Genomic DNA, 16,409 nt, shown 5'->3' with positions numbered 1-16,409 from the left:
ATCGGCGCCTTCGCGCCGATGCACGACTGATGATCTTCTTCTTCGTACGGCGGCTGCTGGCCGCCGTGCCGACGCTGCTGGCGGTGCTGACGCTCGTCTTCGTGATCGTCCGCATCGTCCCCGGCGATCCGGCGCTGGTGATCCTGGGTGACCAGGCCACGCCGGAAGCGGCGGCGGCGGTCAGGGAGCGGCTCGGCCTCGATCGGCCGCTCTGGGAGCAGTACGTCTCCTTCCTCGGCGCCGCGCTGACCGGCGACTTCGGCACCTCCATGGTCACCGGCCGGCCGATCATCGACGAGGTCGCGGCGGTGCTGCCGCACACCATCGACCTGACCCTCGCCTCGATGGTGTTCGGCGTGGCGGTGGGCGTGCCGCTCGGCATCTGGGCGGCGCTGCACCGCAACCGGCTGGTGGACGTGGCGGCGCGCATCCTGTCGCTGCTCGGCCTGTCGTTCCCGGTCTTCGTCAGCGGCATCTTCGCGCTGCTGCTGTTCTCGCTGCACTGGCGATTGTTCCCGGTCATCGGGTCGGCGAACCTGGACGACCTGGGGGATCGGCTGCACAAGCTGGTGCTGCCCACCGTCACGCTCGGCCTGATCATGGCCGCCTACATCACGCGTGTGACGCGCAGCGCCATGCTCGCCTCGATGTCGGAGGACTACATCCGCACCGCGCGCGCCAAGGGCGTGCCGTGGCGGCGCGTGGTGTGGGTGCATGGGCTGCGCAACGCCTCGCTGCCGATCGTCACCGTGGTCGGGCTCTATGTCGGCATCCTGCTCGGCAACTCGGTGCTGACCGAGATCGTGTTCAACCGGCCGGGCCTCGGCAAGGTGATCGTCGGCGCGCTGAACCAGCGCGACTACACGATGCTGCAGGGCCTGATGGTGATCTACTGCTTCCTGATCGTCGTGGTGAACGCGGTGACGGACATGCTCTACGGCGTCCTCGATCCCAGGGTGCAGGCGGCATGAGCGCGACCGGCGAAGCCGGCCTCCCCGCCGCCGAGATCGCGCCGCCGCCGCCCTCGGCCTGGAAGCGCGCGCTCGGCAAGGCGCGCAGCAACCCCACCACGATGCTGGGCGCGCTGATCTGCCTGCTGATCCTGGCCGGCGCCGTGCTGGCGCCCTGGATCTCGCCGCACGACCCGGCCGAGCAGAACATCATCGAGCGGCTGATGCCGCCGGGCGGCGACTACCTGCTCGGCACCGACCAGTTCGGGCGCGACATCCTCTCCCGCCTGCTCTGGGGGGCGCAGATCTCGCTCAGCGTCTCGCTCTCCGCGATCCTGGCGGCGATGGTGATCGGCGGCGCGATCGGCATGATCTCGGGCTATGTCGGCGGCCGCTTCGACCTGTTCGTGATGCAGGTGATGGACGTGCTGCTGTCCTTCCCCTCGCTCATCCTCGGCCTGATCGTCGTCGCCCTGCTCGGCCCGGACCTGGTCAACCTGATCGTGGCCATCGCGCTGACCGCCATCGCGCCCTTCGCGCGCATCGCCCGCGCGCCCACCCTCGCGTTGAAGGAACGCGCCTTCGTGGAGGCCGGGCGCGCGCTCGGCTACAGCCACACGCGGATCATCTTCCGACACATCCTGCCCAACATCACCTCCGAGGTCATGGTGATGGGCACGCTGTGGCTGGCGACCGCGGTGCGGGTGGAGGCCTCTCTCTCCTTCATCGGCCTCGGCGTGAAGCCGCCGACGCCGACCTGGGGCGGCATGACGCGCGACGGCTTCGAGAACATCCTGGACGCGCCCTGGCTTGCGGTCTTCCCCGGCATCGCCATCCTGCTGCTCGTGCTCGGCCTCAACATGGTGGGCGACGGCCTGCGCGACGCCACCGATCCGAAGCTGCGCAATGAGTGAGCCGGTCCTGCAGGTCGAGAACCTGCGCAAGCACTTCGTCACCCGAAAGGGCTTTCCGAAGCCGAAGACCGTCACCGTGCGCGCCGTGGAGGATGTCTCCTTCACCATCGGGGAGGGCGAGGCCTTCGGTCTCGTCGGTGAATCCGGCTGCGGCAAGTCCACCGTCGCGCGCGCGCTGCTGCGCCTGATCGAGCCGGATGCCGGCCGCGTGCTCTATCGCGGCGAGGATTTCCGGGCCGCGCGGGGCGAGGCGCTGAAATCCTTCCGCCGGCGGATGCAGATCGTCTTCCAGGACCCTTATTCCTCGCTCGATCCGCGGCAGTCCATCGGCTCCGCCCTGGTCGAGCCGATGCGCGTGCATGGCATTGCGGAAGGCGCCGCGGCCCGCCGCCGCGCGGCGGAACTGCTGGAGGAGGTGGGCCTGCCGCCGGCCGCGCTCGACCGCTTCCCGCACGAATTCAGCGGCGGCCAGCGCCAGCGCATTGGCATCGCCCGCGCGCTCACCGTGGAACCCGAGCTGATCGTGGCGGATGAGCCCGTCTCGGCGCTGGATGTCTCGGTGCAGGCGCAGGTGCTGCTGCTGATGAAGGAGTTGCGGCGGCGGCGCGGCCTCGCCTTCATGTTCGTCAGCCACGACCTGTCGGTGGTGCGCTGGTTCTGCGACCGCGTCGCGGTGATGTATCTCGGCCGCATCGTCGAGGAGGGCCCGGCCGCGCGCGTGCTGGCCGAACCGATGCACCCCTATGCCCGCATCCTGCGCGACGCCTCGCCGGTGCCGGATCCGGCGCGCCGGGCCGAGCTGCCCCGCATCGTGGGCGAGATCCCCTCGGCCGCGAACCCGCCGCCGGGCTGCCCGTTCCATCCCCGCTGCGCGCAGGCGATGGAGGTCTGCGGCCGCACCCTGCCGCGCTGGACTGCGGCGCCGGGCGAAGGGCAGGGCGGGGTCGCCTGCCACCTGCACGGCTGAATCCCGCGTCGCCTCAGAGGGCGCCGCGCATCCAGTCTTCACCGTCGGCCGGCAGCCCGCTCCAGGCCGCCGCCTCGTTCATCGGCACCACCAGGAGCATGCCGGGATCGGGGTGCCCGCGACGCGCGAGCCCGGCCTTGAAGTGCGAGAGAAGATAGGCCGCCGAGAGATCGCAGGAGACCAGCAGCGCCTCCTCGGTCGGCGCCCAGTGGGAATCCGCCACCTCCCAGACCGCCTCGCGCAGGGCGTCGCGTTCCGCTGTCGCCGGCGCGCCGCCCCGCGCCGCGGGGGCGGGGGGGGGCGGCCCCCCCCCCCCCCCCCCCCGGCGCGCGGGGGGGCGCGGTCCGCGGCGCCGGGCGCGCCGCCCGGCGCCGCCGGGCGATGGATCACCAGATGCAGGGTCATGCGGTCTCCGCGCCGTGGGTGCCGGGCGCCACTATACGCCGCGCCGGCGCCGCGCCTATTCCACCGCCGCGGCGTTCTGGATTTGCCGGCGGAGCCGGTTCAGGATGCCGGAGATGACCGCCCGCCCGCTGATCGCCGCCCATCGTGGCGGCCTGTTCCTGTGGCCCGAGAACAGCGCCACGGCCTTTCGCGAATCCGCGCGCCTGCCGATCGAGCAGGCCGAGTGCGACGTCCACCTGACCGCCGATGGCGAGGTGGTGGTGATGCACGACGCGACCCTCGACCGCACCACGGATGCCTCCGGCCCGGTCGCGATCCGCAGCGCCGCGCAGCTGCGGCAGGTGCGTGTGCGCGGCACCGGCGGGGAGCCGCCGCCGAGCCTGGCGGAGTATCTGGCCATCCTGGCGCCGACGCCGGTGGCGCCGCGTATCGAGATCAAGTCCGATGCCGCGCGCCGGCCCTATCCGGGCATCGTCGCGCGCACCCTCGCCGCACTGGACGCCGCCGGCCAGCGCCGGCGCAGCTGGATCATCGGCTTCAACGCCGACACCATGGCGGAGGCGCAGGCCGCCGGCGGCCTCGCGGGCGTCGCCTGGCTCGTCGAGATCCCGACGCTGATGGATATCGGCCTGGAGGGGATCATCGCGGTCGCCCGTCGCCATGGCTTCGCCGAGATCGGCATGACCACCGGGGTGCTGGATGCCGAGCTCATTGGCCGTCTGCGCGGCGCGGGCTTCGGCGTCGGCACCTGGGGTGCCAATCACGAAGCCTCGATCCGCCGCACGCTCGATCTCGGCGTGGACGTCTTCGCCACCGACGACCCGCCGCTCGCGATCCGGCTGCGCGGCGGCTGAAGCCCCGTTGCGGCCCGCGCGCCGCCACCGCTAGACTTGCGCCCAAGACCATAACGTAACGACGGGGAGCATGTCCGCGTGGCGGAAGAGGCGCCGATCCTCGCAGCCGAGCATGTCAGCCTGCGCTTCGGCGGCGTGCGGGCGCTGACCGACGTCTCCTTCACCGTCCGGCGCGGCGAGATCTTTTCGATCATCGGGCCGAACGGTGCGGGCAAGACCTCCATGGTCAACTGCGTCTCCGGCCGCTACCGGCCGACCGAGGGGCGCGTGCTGTTCGAAGGGCAGGACATCACGCGGCTCGGCCCGAACCGGCGCGCGGGGCTCGGCATCGGCCGCACCTTCCAGAACCTGGCGCTGTTCGGCCACATGAGCGTGCTCGACAACATCATGGTCGGCCGCCACCACCTGCTGAAGACCGGCCTGTTGCGCGGCATGCTGTACTGGTTCGGCGGCGCGCAGAAGGAGGAGCTGGAGCATCGCCGCGAGGTCGAGGAGATCATCGACTTCCTGGAGATCCAGCATGTGCGCAAGGCGCCGGCCGGCACGCTGCCCTATGGCCTGCGCAAGCGCGTGGAGCTGGCGCGCGCCGTCGCCGTGCGCCCGCGGCTGATCCTGCTGGACGAGCCGATGGCGGGCATGAACCTCGAGGAGAAGGAGGACATGGCCCGCTTCATCGTGGACCTCAACGAGGAATGGGGCATGACCGTGCTGATGATCGAGCACGACATGGGCGTGGTGATGGACATTTCTCATCGTGTCATGGTGCTCGATTTCGGGCGCAGGATCGCGGAGGGGCAGCCGGAGGAGGTTCTGGCGGACCCGCATGTGAAGCGCGCCTATCTCGGCGAGGCGGACGAGGTAACGCAGCCGGCGGAGGAGGTGGTTTGACCCCGCATGCGATGACCGCAGGGCGCAGCGGCGGCACGCCGCGAGCACCGGAGGTTTGAATCGCATGCGCGAAGATGCGCTGGATACCCTGCCGAAGCTGCTGGCCCACAATGCGGCGCAGCACGGCAGCGAGGTGGCGCTGCGGGAGAAGCAGTTCGGCATCTGGCGCAGCGTCACCTGGGCCGACCACCAGGAACGCACGCGCGCCATCGCGCTCGGCCTGCGGCGTCTCGGCGTGGGGGAGGGCGACGTCGTCGGGCTGATCGGCGACAATCGGCCCGAATGGGTGATGGGCGAGATCGCCGCCCATGCCGTGCGCGCCCGCTCCCTCGGCATCTATCGCGACGCGCTGGACGACGAGGTGGCCTATCTCCTGGAATTCGCCGGCGCCCGCCTGGTCTTCGCCGAGGACGAGGAGCAGGTGGACAAGCTGCTGAACGTCAGCGACCGCGTGAAGACGCTGGAGCACATCGTCTATGCCGACCCCCGCGGGATGCGGAAATACGACGACCCGCGACTTCTGCCGCTGGAGACGCTGATCAAGTCCGGCCTCGAGCTGGGGCTGGAGCAGCCGCGCCTCTACGAGGAGATGGTCGCGGCGACGCGGGGCGAGGACATCGCCATCCTCTGCACCACATCCGGCACCACGGCGCGGCCGAAGCTCGCCATGCTGACCGGCGGCGCGCTGATCCGCCATTGCCGGTCGTATCTGAAGGCCGATCCGAAGGGCCCGCAGGACGAGTACGTCTCCGTCCTGCCGCTGCCCTGGATCATGGAGCAGATCTATGTCCTCGGCTGGGGCCTGATCTCGCGCATGAAGGTCAACTTCGTCGAGGAGCCCGAGACGATGATGGCCGACTTCCGGGAGATCGGCCCGACCTTCGTGCTCTTCGCTCCGCGCGTGTGGGAGGCGCTGGCCGCGGAGGTGCGCGCGAAGGTGATGGACGCCTCGCCCTTCAAGCGGCGCATGTTCGACCTTGGCATGAAGATGGGGCTGGAGGCGGTGGACAAGGGCGGCCGCTCGACGGCGGCCGATGCGCTGCTGTTCCGCGCGTTGCGCGATCGGCTCGGCTTCTCCCGCCTCACTTCGGCGGCGACAGGCGGGGCGGCGCTCGGGCCGGACACCTTCCGCTTCTTCCAGGCGATGGGCGTGCCGATGCGCCAGCTCTACGGCCAGACCGAGCTGCTCGGCGCCTATACGCTGCATCGCGCGGGCGAGGTGGATTTCGACAGCGTCGGCGTGGTGTTCGACGAGACGATCGAGTTGCGGATCGACCAACCCGACGCAAATGGCGTGGGCGAGATCGTGACGCGCCACCCCAACATGTTCGCGGGCTATCTCGGCGTGAACGACAACCCGGACCTGCGCGGGGGCTGGCTGCACACGGGCGACGCCGGATACGTCGCGAAGTCCGGCCAGCTCGTGGTGATCGACCGCATCAAGGACATCGCCGAGACCTCCGGCGGCGACCGCTTCAGCCCGCAATACATCGAGAACAAGCTGAAATTCTCGCCCTATGTCGCCGAGGCCGTGGTGCTGGGCGCGGGCAAGCCGCACCTGGCCGCGATGATCTGCATCCGCTTCCCGATCGTGTCGAAATGGGCGGAGCGCAGCCGCATCGCCTTCACCACCTATTCCGACCTCTCGGCCAAGCCGCAGGTGCTGGAGCTGCTGCGGGCGGAGGTGGAGAAGGTGAATGCCACGCTGCCGTCCGCGCAGCAGCTGAAGGACTTCGTCCTGCTCTACAAGGAGCTGGACGCCGACGACGAGGAGCTGACGCGCACGCGCAAGGTGCGCCGTGGCGTCATCGCCGAGAAATACGGCGACATCATCGAGGCGATCTATCGCGGCGACCCCGCGATCCCGGTGGACACCACCATCGCCTTCCAGGACGGCACGAGGCAGCGCATCCGCACCACGCTGACGGTGATGCGGCTCGGCGCGGCGCGCCCGGCGATGGCGGCGGAGTAAAGGCGATGGATCTCACGCTGCTGTTCCAGCTCACGCTCAACGGCCTGATCGTCGGTGCGCTCTACGGCGTCGTCGCGATGAGCTTCGTGCTGATCTACAAGGCGTCGCAGGTGGTGAACTTCGCGCAGGGCGAGTTCCTGCTGGTCGGCGCCTGGGTCTGCTGGTGGTTCCTGACGGAGTGGCAGCTGCCTTTCTGGATGGGCTTCCTGTTCACCCTCGCCTTCATGACCGTCTTCGGCCTGGTGCTGCAGGTGGTCGTGCTGCGCCCGCTGATCGGGGAGCCGGTGATCAGCGTGATCATGGCGACGATCGGCCTCGGCATCTTCTTCCAGGCGCTGATGAAGTGGATCTTCGGCGTCTTCGCCAAGCCCTTTCCGCCGATCTTTGAGACGGAACGCGTCAGTGTGATGGGGCTGGAGGTGCAGACGGTCTATCTCGCCAGCCTCGGCATCTCGCTGCTGATCATGCTGGGCTTCGCCTGGTTCTTCACCAGTTCGAAGCACGGGCTGGCGATGCGCGCCACGGCCTTCGACCAGCAGGTGGCGCAGTCGCTCGGCGTCTCGGTTCCCAAGGTCTTCGCCATGTCCTGGGCGATCTCGGCGGTCGTCTCCGCGGTCGCCGGCGTCGTCGTCGGCGTGGTGAACGGCGTCTCCTCCGCGCTGTCCTTCTACGGCATCAAGGTCTTTCCGGCGGTGATCCTCGGCGGGCTGGATTCGATCCTCGGCGCGGTGCTGGGCGGGGTGATCATCGGCCTGCTGGAGAACTGGGCGCACTACCTGGACAGCCAGTGGCTGAACTGGGGCAACATGTTCCAGATCGCGCCCTTCTACGCGCTGGTGCTGATCCTGCTGATCAAGCCCTACGGCCTGTTCGGCACGCGCAACATCGAGCGCGTCTGATGGCCAGCGTCTCCCTGCTGCCGGCCGGCGACTACCGCACCACCTACGGCGCCGACACCACCATCTTCCCCACGCGGAACAGCCGCATCGCGATGTGGGCCGGCATCGCGCTCGTCGCCGCCTCGCCGCTGTTCTTCGGGCGCTACGAGCTCTCGCTGATGATCAACATCGGCATCCTGGGCATCGCGGCGCTCGGCCTCAACATCCTGGTCGGCTTCACCGGGCAGATCAGCATCGGCCATGCCGCCTTCTTCGGCGTCGGCGCCTTCGCCTCCGCCTGGCTGCACGAGAGCTTCCACGTTCCGGTCTGGGCCTGCATCCCGCTCGCCGGGCTCATCACCGCCGTCGTGGGGCTTGTCTTCGGCGCGCCGGCGGCGCGGCTCAAGGGGCTCTACCTGGCCATCGCCACCCTCGCCGCGCAATTCATCCTGGAGGATTTCTTCGCCCGCGCGCAGTGGTTCACCGGCGGCGTCGCCGGCCGCATCACGGAGCCGCTGACCCTGTTCGGCTTCGCCTTCGACCGCGAGGAAACCTACCTCTACGTCGTTCTCTTCTTCCTCGTCCTGATGTACGGGGCTGCGGCGAACCTGATGCGCACGCGCGACGGCCGCGCCCTGGTGGCGGTGCGCGACCACTACCTCTCGGCCGAGATCATGGGCATCAACCTCGCCTACTACCGCACGCTCAGCTTCGGCATCGCCAGCCTCTATGCCGGGATCGGCGGCGCGCTCTACGCCCACTACCTGATGTTCGTCAGCGTCGAGGCGTTCAACATCCTCTTCTCGATCCAGTTCCTGGGGATGGTGATCATCGGTGGCCTGGGCAGCATCATGGGAAGCCTGATGGGCGCGGCCTTCATGGTGCTGCTGCCGGAAGCGGTGCAGAGCGCGGCCGACGCGCTTTCGGGCGGTGCGATAGATCGCGCGCTGAAGCTCGGCGCCTCCATCTCCTATCTGCGGGAGATGGCAATCGGCGCCGCGATCATCGCCTTCCTGATCTTCGAGCCGGACGGCCTCGCGCATCGCTGGCGTCTGGTGAAGGCGTACTGGAAACTCTACCCGTACTCGCACTGAACGAATGGGAGGATACCGCAAGATGCTCACCCGCAAGACGATGCTGGCCGCTCTGGGCGTGCTGGCCATCGCAGGTTCCGCCGCCGCCCAACCGATCCCGGTCGGGCACTTGATGGACAATTCGGGCCCGACGAGCGATGTCGGCGTGCCCTATGGGCAGGGCGTGACCGACGCGCTGCGATGGGTGAACGCCACGCGCAACGGCGTCGGCGGCAGGCAGCTCAACGTGCTCGGCTTCGACTACGGCTACCAGGCGCCGCGCGCCGTCAGCCAGTACCAGGCCTGGTCGCGCCAGAATGTCGTGGCCATCCAGGGCTGGGGCACGGCGGACACCGAGGCGCTGGTGCGCTTCGTCACCCGCGACCGCATCCCCTACATCTCCGGCTCCTATTCCGCGGCGCTGACCGATGCCGGCGGGCAGAGCGGCCGGCGCGGCGTGGAGGCGACGCCCTACAACTTCTTCTACGGCCCGTCCTATTCCGATGCGCTGCGGGGCATGCTGATCTGGGCCAAGCAGGATTGGGAAAGCCGCGGCCAGCAGGGCCGGCCGAAATACGTCCATATGGGCGCGAACCATCCCTATCCGAATTCGCCGAAGGAAGCGGGCGAGACGCTGGCGCGCGAGCTCGGCTTCGACGTGCTGCCGGCGATCCAGTTCGCGCTGACGCCCGGCGACTACACCGCGCAATGCCTGACGCTGCGCCAGCAGGGCGCCAACTACGCCTATCTCGGCAACACCGCGGGGTCCAACATCTCCGTCCTGCGGGCCTGCCAGACGGCGGGTGTGCAGGTGCAGTTCCTCGGCAATGTCTGGGGCATGGACGAGAACGCGATGAAGGCGGCCGGCACGGCGGCGAACGGCGTCGTCTTCCCGGTGCGCACCGCCGCCGTCTGGGGCCAGGACGCGCCCGGCATGCGGACGATGCAGGCGATCTCACGCACCTCCGACACCGCGGGCAACGCCTATCGCCCGGTGCACTACCTGGCCGGCGTCTGCGCCGCGATGCTGATGGTGGAGGCGATGGATACGGCGGCCGCGAATGGCGGCCAGGTCACCGGCGAGCGCATCCGCGACGGTTTCTATGCGCGCAGGGACTGGGTGCCGCAGGGCTTCGACGGCATCTGCGTGCCCTCCACCTTCACGCCCACCGACCATCGCGGCACGCTGCGCGTCGGGCTGTATCGCGCGCGCGTCACCGGCGACACCTCGCAGGGGACGGTGGCGGAGCTGATGCAGGCCGGCACGATGCGGCTTGAGCCGGTGACGACGATCACCCTCGATCGCCGCGCCGACTGGCTCGGCTGGTGAGCGAGGCCGCGACCCTCGACAGCAAGGCTCTCCCCGGCGCGGGGGAGCCGCCGCTGTTGCCCGCCGCGGAGCGGCCATTGCTGGAGGTCAACAACATCGAGGTCGTCTACAGCGACGTGATCCTGGTGCTGCGCGGGCTTTCCCTCGCGGTGCCGAAGGGCAGGATCGTGGCGCTGCTCGGCGCCAACGGCGCGGGCAAGTCCACCACGCTGAAGGCGATCTCGGGGTTGTTGAGATCGGAGGAAGGCGAGGTCACGCGCGGCGACATCCGCTTCGCGGGCGAGCGCATCAACGGCGTCGAGGCGCACCAGATCGTGCGCAAGGGCATCTTCCAGGTGATGGAGGGCCGCCGCATCGTCGCCGACATGACGGCGCTCGAGAATCTGCGCCTCGGCGCCTTCACGCGCAGCGACGGCGAGGTGAAGCGCGACATCGAGATGGTCTATTCCTACTTCCCGCGCCTGAAGGAACGCACGGGGCTCGCCGGCTATCTCTCCGGCGGCGAGCAGCAGATGCTCGCGATCGGCCGCGCGCTGATGGCACGGCCGAAGCTGATCCTGATGGACGAGCCTTCGATGGGCCTCTCGCCGCTGCTGGTGAAGGAGGTCTTCGGCATCATCCGGCGCCTGAACGAGGAGCTCGGCATCACCATCCTGCTGGTCGAGCAGAATGCCCGCATGGCGCTTTCGGTCGCCAGCTACGGCTATGTGATGGAGCAGGGCAAGGTCGTGCTGGACGGCACGGCGGAGGCGCTGGCGAACAACGAGGACGTGAAGGAATTCTACCTCGGCGGCCATGGCGCGGACCGCAAATCCTTCCGCAACCTGAAATCCTACAAGCGGCGGAAGCGCTGGCTATGATGCCGTCCGATCGGCAGGGGCCGAAGGCCGGCGCCGTAAATCGGCCGGCACGAACAGACCACTACGACGGGCTGGAGACGCGCAGCGCCTCGGCCCGCGCGGCCGCGCTGACGGTGGCGTTGCCGCATGCGATCGTCCGCGCGCAGCGCTCGGCCGCGTATCACGACCTGCTGCACGATGTGGATGCGGCGGGCGTGGTGGACCTGGAGGTGCTGTCGCATCTGCCGGTCACGCGCAAGGCGGAACTCATCCGACTGCAGGCGGAAGCACCGCCGCTCGGCGGCTTCAACGTCACGCCGCTGCGCGATCTCGCGCGCGTCTTCTCCTCGCCCGGCCCGATCCATGAGGCGCAGCCGGAGGGCACCGATCCCTGGCGCTTCGCCCGCGCGTTGCACGCCACCGGTCTTCGCCGCGGCATGCTGCTGCACAATTGCTTCGCCTATCACTTCACGCCGGCCGGCTTCATGCTGGATCTCGGCGCGCGCGCGCTCGGCTGCCCGGTGTTTCCCGCCGGGCCGGGCAACACGGAAGCGCAGGCGCGTGCCGCGGCGCATCTCCGTCCCGTTTGCTATGCCGGCACGCCGGACTACCTGAAGGCGATCCTGGAAGCGGGTGATGCGCTCGGCCTCGACCTGTCGTCCATCCACCTCGGTCACGTGACCGGCGGCGCCTATCTGCCCGCGCTGCGCAGCTTCTACACAAATCGCGGGCTGACGGTGCTGCAGAGCTATGGCACCGCCGATCTCGGCCTCATCGCCTTTGAGTCCGAGGCCCGCGAAGGGCTGATCGTGGACGAGGGCGTCGTGGTGGAGATCGTCCGCCCTGGCACCGGCGATCCCGTGCCGGACGGGGAGGTGGGGGAGGTGCTGGTGACGCTGCTCGACAGCCCCGACCCGCTGATCCGCTTCGCCACCGGCGACCTCTCCGCGATCCTGCCGGGCGCGTCGCCCTGCGGCCGCACCAACATGCGCATCAGGGGCTGGATGGGCCGCGCCGACCAGGCGACGAAGGTGCGCGGCCTGTTCGTGCGCCCGGAGCAGGTGGCGGAGGTGATGCGCGCTCATCCGGGTCTTGGCCGCGCGCGGCTCGTCGTCGGCAGCGCGCAGGGCAAGGACACCATGGTGCTGCGTGTCGAGACGCCGGTGCGCGACGCCGCGCTGGTCGAGAGCCTCGCGAAGTCTCTGCAGGGCATCACGCGCCTGCGCGGCGAGGTGCGGCTGGAGGAACCCGGCGCGCTGCCGAACGACGGCAAGGTGATCGAGGATACGAGGGCGGGGTGATGCTGCGCACGATCTCCCTCCCCCGCATGCGGGGGAGGGCCGGGGTGGGGGCCGCGCAGCCTTCCACGCAACGCGCATGACCGCACTCCTGCCGCCCGCCGCGACCTACGCCGAACTGCGCGAAAACTTCCGCTGGCGCATCCCTGCCGCCTGCAACATCGCCGAGGAAGCCTGTGACCGCTGGGTCGGCTCCGGCCGCATTGCGCTGATCCATCTGCACGATTCCGGCGCGGTGGAACGAATCACCTTCGACGAGCTGCACCGCCGCGCCTGCCGCCTCGCGAATCTCCTCGAAGCCCGGGGCATCGCGCGCGGCGACCGCATCGGCGTGCTGCTGCCGCAATGCCCGGAAGCCGCCGTCGCGCATCTCGCCGCCTATCGGATGGGCGCGATCGCGGTGCCGCTCTTCCTGCTGTTCGGCGCCGATGCGCTGGAATACCGGCTTGCCGATTGCGGCGCCGCCGCGCTGATCACGGACGAGGCCGGCCTCGCCAAGATCGCGCCGATCCGGGACCGCCTGCCCGCACTTCGCTGCGTCCTCTCCAATGACCTTGCCGCGCAGATGGCGCGCGCGAAGGACAGGCATGCCCGCGCCGCGACAGGCCCGGACGATCCCGCGCTGATCATCTACACCTCCGGCACCACCGGCAGTCCGAAGGGTGCGCTGCACGGCCATCGCGTGCTGCGCGGTCATTTGCCCGGCGTCGAACTGCCGCAGGAACGCTTCCCGCAGCAAGGCGACCTGTTCTGGACGCCGGCGGACTGGGCCTGGATCGGCGGCCTGCTCGACGTGCTGCTGCCGAGCCTGTTCCATGGCGTGCCCGTGCTCGCGCACCGCATGCCGAAATTCGATCCCGAGCACGCCTTCGCGTTGATGGCGCGGCAGGGCGTGCGCAATGCCTTCCTGCCGCCGACCGCGCTCAAGATGATGCGCGCCGTGCCCGATCCCGCCCGCTTCGGCCATCGCCTGCGCAGCATCGGTTCCGGCGGGGAGACGCTGGGCGCGGAAATGCTCGCATGGGGCCGCGAGACCTTCGGCCTGACCATCAACGAGTTCTACGGCCAGACGGAGTGCAACCTGGTCGTCTCCAACTGCGCCGGCCTGTTCCCGGTCAAGCCCGGCAGCATGGGCCGCCCCGTGCCCGGCCACGATGTCGCGATCCTCGACGATGACGGTCACGAAGTGCCGCCCGGCACCGAGGGCGCCATCGCCATCCGCGCGCCGGACCCCGTGATGTTCCTCGGCTACTGGAATCGCCCGGACGCCACGCGCCAAAAGCTTCGCGGCGACTGGCTGATCACCGGCGACCGCGGCATCGCGGACGAGGACGGCTACCTCACCTTCCTCGGCCGCGACGACGACGTGATCACTTCCGCCGGCTACCGCATCGGCCCCGGCGAGGTGGAGGATTTCCTTCTCTCCCACCCCGCCGTGCAGGCCGTTGCGGTGATCGGCCTGCCCGATCCGCTGCGCACGGAGCGCGTCACGGCGGTCATCGTGCCGAAGCCCGGCGTCGCGCCCGATGACGCGCTCGTGCGCGACATCCAGGATTTCGTCCGCACCCGCCTTGCCGCGCATCTCTACCCGCGCCAGGTGGAATTCACCGAAGCCTTGCCGCAGACCGCAACCGGCAAGATCATGCGGGGCGTACTGCGCAAGCACTACGCATCGAAGGAGTAGCCGCGATGCCCGCCAACCAGCTTCCCATGCTCGACCACGAGCTCGGCGACGCGATCGACGCGCTGCGCGACACCACCCGCGCCTTCGCCGACGAGAAGATCGCGCCGCTCGCCGCCGAGATCGACCGCACCGATGAGTTCCCCCGCCATCTCTGGCCGGAGATGGGCGCGCTCGGCCTGCATGGCATCACCGTGCCGGAGGAATATGGCGGCTCCGACATGGGCTACCTGGCGCACACCGTCGCGATGGAGGAGGTCAGCCGCGCTTCCGCCTCCGTCGGCCTCTCCTACGGCGCGCATTCCAATCTCTGCGTCAACCAGATCCGCATCAACGGCACCGAGGAACAGCGGCGCCGCTATCTGCCCAAGCTCGTCTCCGGCGAGCATCTCGGCGCGCTCGCCATGTCCGAACCCGGCGCGGGATCGGATGTCGTCTCCATGAAGCTGCGCGCCGAGAAGCGCGGCGACCGCTGGATCCTCAACGGCACGAAGCTCTGGATCACCAACGCGCATTACGCCGAGACGATGGTGGTCTATGCCAAGACCGATGCCGAGGCCGGCCCCAAGGGCATCACCGCCTTCATCGTCGAGCGCGGTTTTCGCGGCTTCCGCCCCGCCCAGAAGCTCGACAAGCTCGGCATGCGCGGCAGCCCGACCAGCGAGCTCGTCTTCGAGGATTGCGAGGTCCCGGCGGAGAATGTGCTGGGCCAGGTGAATGGCGGCGTGCGCGTGCTGATGTCGGGGTTGGACTACGAACGCGCCGTGCTCGCCGCCGGCCCGCTCGGCATCCTGCAGGCCTGCCTCGATCTCGTCGTGCCCTACATCCACGACCGCAAGCAGTTCGGCCAGTCCATCGGGCAGTTCCAGTTCATCCAGGGCAAGGTCGCGGACATGTACACCGCGCTGAACGCCGCCCGCGCCTATGTCTATGCCGTCGCGCGCGCCTGCGATGCCGGGAAGGGCAGCCGGAAGGACGCCGCCGGCGCCATCCTCTTCGCCGCCGAGGCCGCGACGAAGGCGGCGCTCGACACGATCCAGATCCTCGGCGGCAACGGCTACATCAACGATTACCCGGCCGGCCGCCTGCTGCGCGACGCCAAGCTCTACGAGATCGGCGCCGGCACAAGCGAGATCCGCCGCCTGCTGATCGGCCGCGAGATTTTCCGCGAAACGGCCTGACCTGCTGTTGTCCCGTCGCCCGCGCGAACCCATCCTCCGCGCAAGAACAGGAGACACCATCATGGCCGGCGTGCCCGATGTCAGCCCACGCGCCACCTGGCAGGAACTGTCGCAGGATCGCGATGCGATGCTCGTGGATGTCCGCACCGACGCGGAATGGAACTTCGTCGGCGTCCCCGACCTCTCCCCGGTCGGCAAGCAGACGGTGCTGATCCCCTGGCAGCTCTATCCCTCGATGCAGGTGAACGGCAGCTTCGCCGAGCATCTGCACCGCGCGGGCGCGACGCCGGAGACGAAGCTCTATTTCATCTGCCGTTCCGGCGCGCGCTCGCTCGCCGCCGGGCAGGCGGCGCAGGCGGCGGGCTTCCCGCACGCCTTCAACGTCGCCGACGGCTTCGAGGGCCCGGTGGATGCCGAAGGCCATCGCGGCACCATCGCCGGCTGGAAGGCCGATGGCCTGCCCTGGAGACAGCGCTGATGCTCACGCCCCTGCCGCTGAACGCGGATTTCCTCTTCCGCATGGAGATCGAGGTGGAGCCCGGCCCGGCCTACCCGACCCCGCTCGGCGAGCGCCGCCTCGGCCTGGTGAAGAGCGGGCGTTTCCACGGCCCGGTCGCCAATGGCGTGGTGCTGCCCGGCGGCGCCGACTGGATGACGCACGGGACCGACGGCGCCACGCGCCTCGATGTCCGGGCCATGCTGCGGGCGGAGGACGGCCAGGTGATCGGCATCACCTACACCGGCATCCGCGCCGGCGCGCCGGAGGTGCTGGCGAAGCTGGCGGCCGGCGAGGCGGTGGACCCCTCCGCCTACTACATGCGCACCGCGATCCGCTTCGAGACCGGGCCGGGACCGCTGGAGTATCTGAACCGCGTCCTGGCCGTCGCGATCGGCCAGCGACCGCCACAGGGGCCGATCTACGACGTCTACGCGATCCTCTGAGCCGCCCGCTTGCCCGGCACCGAGCAACCGAAAGTTGATTCTTGCCGAACAAATCAATCCCCGGTAGAGAGATACGAAACGTATACCGGGGAGTTTCGGCAGGGTGGGGCTCGGAGGCCTGCTGAGAGGGATGTTCGGCCGCCCCTCGCCACCGGGCGAGGCTGACCCTGCCCCCTTGGATGTCCCCGGCCTGAGCTAGAGTCCGTCGAAGGGAGACGGATGATGAAGCGATCGAGG

Annotated in this window: 16 protein-coding genes; 15 read left to right on the top strand and 1 reads right to left on the bottom strand. The window is 69.5% G+C overall.

Going from position 1 to position 16,409, the window contains the following annotated elements; genetic code table 11:
- From AC1MIR_RS13960 to AC1MIR_RS13950, 3 genes are all read left to right on the top strand, one after another.
- Nucleotides 1-971, top strand: a 971-nt coding sequence (locus AC1MIR_RS13960; RefSeq protein ID WP_480028802.1) for an ABC transporter permease, incomplete at its 5' end; no start/stop codon positions are given.
- Entirely contained in the window at nt 968-1,864 is an 897-nt protein-coding gene (locus AC1MIR_RS13955; protein WP_480028801.1) for an ABC transporter permease, read from the top strand. The genes AC1MIR_RS13960 and AC1MIR_RS13955, both read left to right, overlap by 4 nt.
- Nucleotides 1,857-2,831, top strand: a complete 975-nt coding sequence (locus tag AC1MIR_RS13950) for an ABC transporter ATP-binding protein (protein WP_480028800.1) — start codon at nt 1,857-1,859, stop codon at nt 2,829-2,831. Before AC1MIR_RS13955 ends, AC1MIR_RS13950 begins: the two co-directional genes overlap by 8 nt.
- A 13-nt stretch (nt 2,832-2,844) precedes the next feature.
- Here the strand turns inward: AC1MIR_RS13950 and AC1MIR_RS13945 are convergent, their stop codons facing one another.
- Entirely contained in the window at nt 2,845-3,054 is a 210-nt protein-coding gene (locus AC1MIR_RS13945; protein ID WP_480028799.1) for a hypothetical protein, read from the bottom strand.
- Between the two features lie 295 nt (nt 3,055-3,349).
- On the opposite strand from AC1MIR_RS13945, the gene AC1MIR_RS13940 reads away from it, so the two are divergent.
- The 12 genes from AC1MIR_RS13940 (at nt 3,350) to AC1MIR_RS13885 (ending at nt 16,172) form a co-directional block, all read left to right on the top strand.
- Nucleotides 3,350-4,090 carry a glycerophosphodiester phosphodiesterase gene (locus tag AC1MIR_RS13940; protein ID WP_480028798.1) on the top strand — a complete coding sequence of 247 codons (741 nt, stop codon included), beginning with the start codon at nt 3,350-3,352 and terminating at the stop codon, nt 4,088-4,090.
- Between the two features lie 78 nt (nt 4,091-4,168).
- Nucleotides 4,169-4,978 carry an ABC transporter ATP-binding protein gene (locus tag AC1MIR_RS13935; RefSeq protein ID WP_480028797.1) on the top strand — a complete coding sequence of 270 codons (810 nt, stop codon included), beginning with the start codon at nt 4,169-4,171 and terminating at the stop codon, nt 4,976-4,978.
- A 64-nt stretch (nt 4,979-5,042) separates the two neighbouring features.
- Nucleotides 5,043-6,950, top strand: coding sequence for an AMP-binding protein (locus AC1MIR_RS13930; RefSeq protein ID WP_480028796.1), 1,908 nt, complete (start codon nt 5,043-5,045; stop codon nt 6,948-6,950).
- A gap of 5 nt (nt 6,951-6,955) precedes the next feature.
- Nucleotides 6,956-7,849, top strand: a complete 894-nt coding sequence (locus tag AC1MIR_RS13925) for a branched-chain amino acid ABC transporter permease (protein ID WP_480028795.1) — start codon at nt 6,956-6,958, stop codon at nt 7,847-7,849.
- The gene (locus AC1MIR_RS13920; RefSeq protein WP_480028794.1) at nt 7,849-8,922 is read left to right on the top strand and encodes a branched-chain amino acid ABC transporter permease; all 1,074 of its coding nucleotides are present in this window, start codon (nt 7,849-7,851) and stop codon (nt 8,920-8,922) included. The genes AC1MIR_RS13925 and AC1MIR_RS13920 overlap by 1 nt, the downstream gene beginning before the upstream one ends.
- Before the next feature lie 22 nt (nt 8,923-8,944).
- Nucleotides 8,945-10,231 carry an ABC transporter substrate-binding protein gene (locus AC1MIR_RS13915; RefSeq protein ID WP_480028793.1) on the top strand — a complete coding sequence of 429 codons (1,287 nt, stop codon included), beginning with the start codon at nt 8,945-8,947 and terminating at the stop codon, nt 10,229-10,231.
- Between the two features lie 77 nt (nt 10,232-10,308).
- Nucleotides 10,309-11,091: an ABC transporter ATP-binding protein gene (locus tag AC1MIR_RS13910; protein ID WP_480029544.1), complete on the top strand. Its 783-nt coding sequence runs from the start codon at nt 10,309-10,311 to the stop codon at nt 11,089-11,091.
- Complete coding sequence (locus AC1MIR_RS13905) at nt 11,088-12,371, top strand: phenylacetate--CoA ligase family protein (protein WP_480028792.1); 1,284 nt, start codon at nt 11,088-11,090, stop codon at nt 12,369-12,371. The genes AC1MIR_RS13910 and AC1MIR_RS13905 overlap by 4 nt, the downstream gene beginning before the upstream one ends.
- A 76-nt stretch (nt 12,372-12,447) precedes the next feature.
- On the top strand, nt 12,448-14,052 hold the full coding sequence (locus tag AC1MIR_RS13900; protein WP_480028791.1) for an acyl-CoA synthetase: 1,605 nt from the start codon (nt 12,448-12,450) through the stop codon (nt 14,050-14,052).
- A gap of 5 nt (nt 14,053-14,057) precedes the next feature.
- Complete coding sequence (locus tag AC1MIR_RS13895; RefSeq protein ID WP_480028790.1) at nt 14,058-15,230, top strand: isovaleryl-CoA dehydrogenase; 1,173 nt, start codon at nt 14,058-14,060, stop codon at nt 15,228-15,230.
- Nucleotides 15,231-15,291: 61 nt separating this feature from the next.
- Nucleotides 15,292-15,708 (top strand): rhodanese-like domain-containing protein, encoded by a 417-nt coding sequence (locus tag AC1MIR_RS13890; RefSeq protein ID WP_480028789.1) that lies wholly within the window; start codon nt 15,292-15,294, stop codon nt 15,706-15,708.
- A complete protein-coding gene (locus AC1MIR_RS13885) occupies nt 15,708-16,172 on the top strand; it encodes a DUF3237 domain-containing protein (RefSeq protein ID WP_480028788.1) in 465 nt (154 codons plus the stop codon). Before AC1MIR_RS13890 ends, AC1MIR_RS13885 begins: the two co-directional genes overlap by 1 nt.
- Nucleotides 16,173-16,409: the final 237 nt, after the last annotated feature.

The organism is Falsiroseomonas sp. RANM36, from assembly GCF_056682175.1.
Note: the sequence above shows the minus strand (reverse complement) of the source record. Positions and strands in the feature narration are given on the sequence as shown.

What these genes read in the sequence shown, in the direction of transcription:
- AC1MIR_RS13955 (WP_480028801.1), top strand. Translation starts at nt 968, where the DNA reads ATGAGCGCGACCGGCGAAGCCGGCCTCCCCGCCGCCGAGATCGCGCCG.
- AC1MIR_RS13950 (WP_480028800.1), top strand. Translation starts at nt 1,857, where the DNA reads ATGAGTGAGCCGGTCCTGCAGGTCGAGAACCTGCGCAAGCACTTCGTC.
- AC1MIR_RS13940 (WP_480028798.1), top strand. Translation starts at nt 3,350, where the DNA reads ATGACCGCCCGCCCGCTGATCGCCGCCCATCGTGGCGGCCTGTTCCTG.
- AC1MIR_RS13930 (WP_480028796.1), top strand. Translation starts at nt 5,043, where the DNA reads ATGCGCGAAGATGCGCTGGATACCCTGCCGAAGCTGCTGGCCCACAAT.
- AC1MIR_RS13925 (WP_480028795.1), top strand. Translation starts at nt 6,956, where the DNA reads ATGGATCTCACGCTGCTGTTCCAGCTCACGCTCAACGGCCTGATCGTC.
- AC1MIR_RS13920 (WP_480028794.1), top strand. Translation starts at nt 7,849, where the DNA reads ATGGCCAGCGTCTCCCTGCTGCCGGCCGGCGACTACCGCACCACCTAC.
- AC1MIR_RS13915 (WP_480028793.1), top strand. Translation starts at nt 8,945, where the DNA reads ATGCTCACCCGCAAGACGATGCTGGCCGCTCTGGGCGTGCTGGCCATC.
- AC1MIR_RS13905 (WP_480028792.1), top strand. Translation starts at nt 11,088, where the DNA reads ATGATGCCGTCCGATCGGCAGGGGCCGAAGGCCGGCGCCGTAAATCGG.
- AC1MIR_RS13900 (WP_480028791.1), top strand. Translation starts at nt 12,448, where the DNA reads ATGACCGCACTCCTGCCGCCCGCCGCGACCTACGCCGAACTGCGCGAA.
- AC1MIR_RS13895 (WP_480028790.1), top strand. Translation starts at nt 14,058, where the DNA reads ATGCCCGCCAACCAGCTTCCCATGCTCGACCACGAGCTCGGCGACGCG.
- AC1MIR_RS13890 (WP_480028789.1), top strand. Translation starts at nt 15,292, where the DNA reads ATGGCCGGCGTGCCCGATGTCAGCCCACGCGCCACCTGGCAGGAACTG.
- AC1MIR_RS13885 (WP_480028788.1), top strand. Translation starts at nt 15,708, where the DNA reads ATGCTCACGCCCCTGCCGCTGAACGCGGATTTCCTCTTCCGCATGGAG.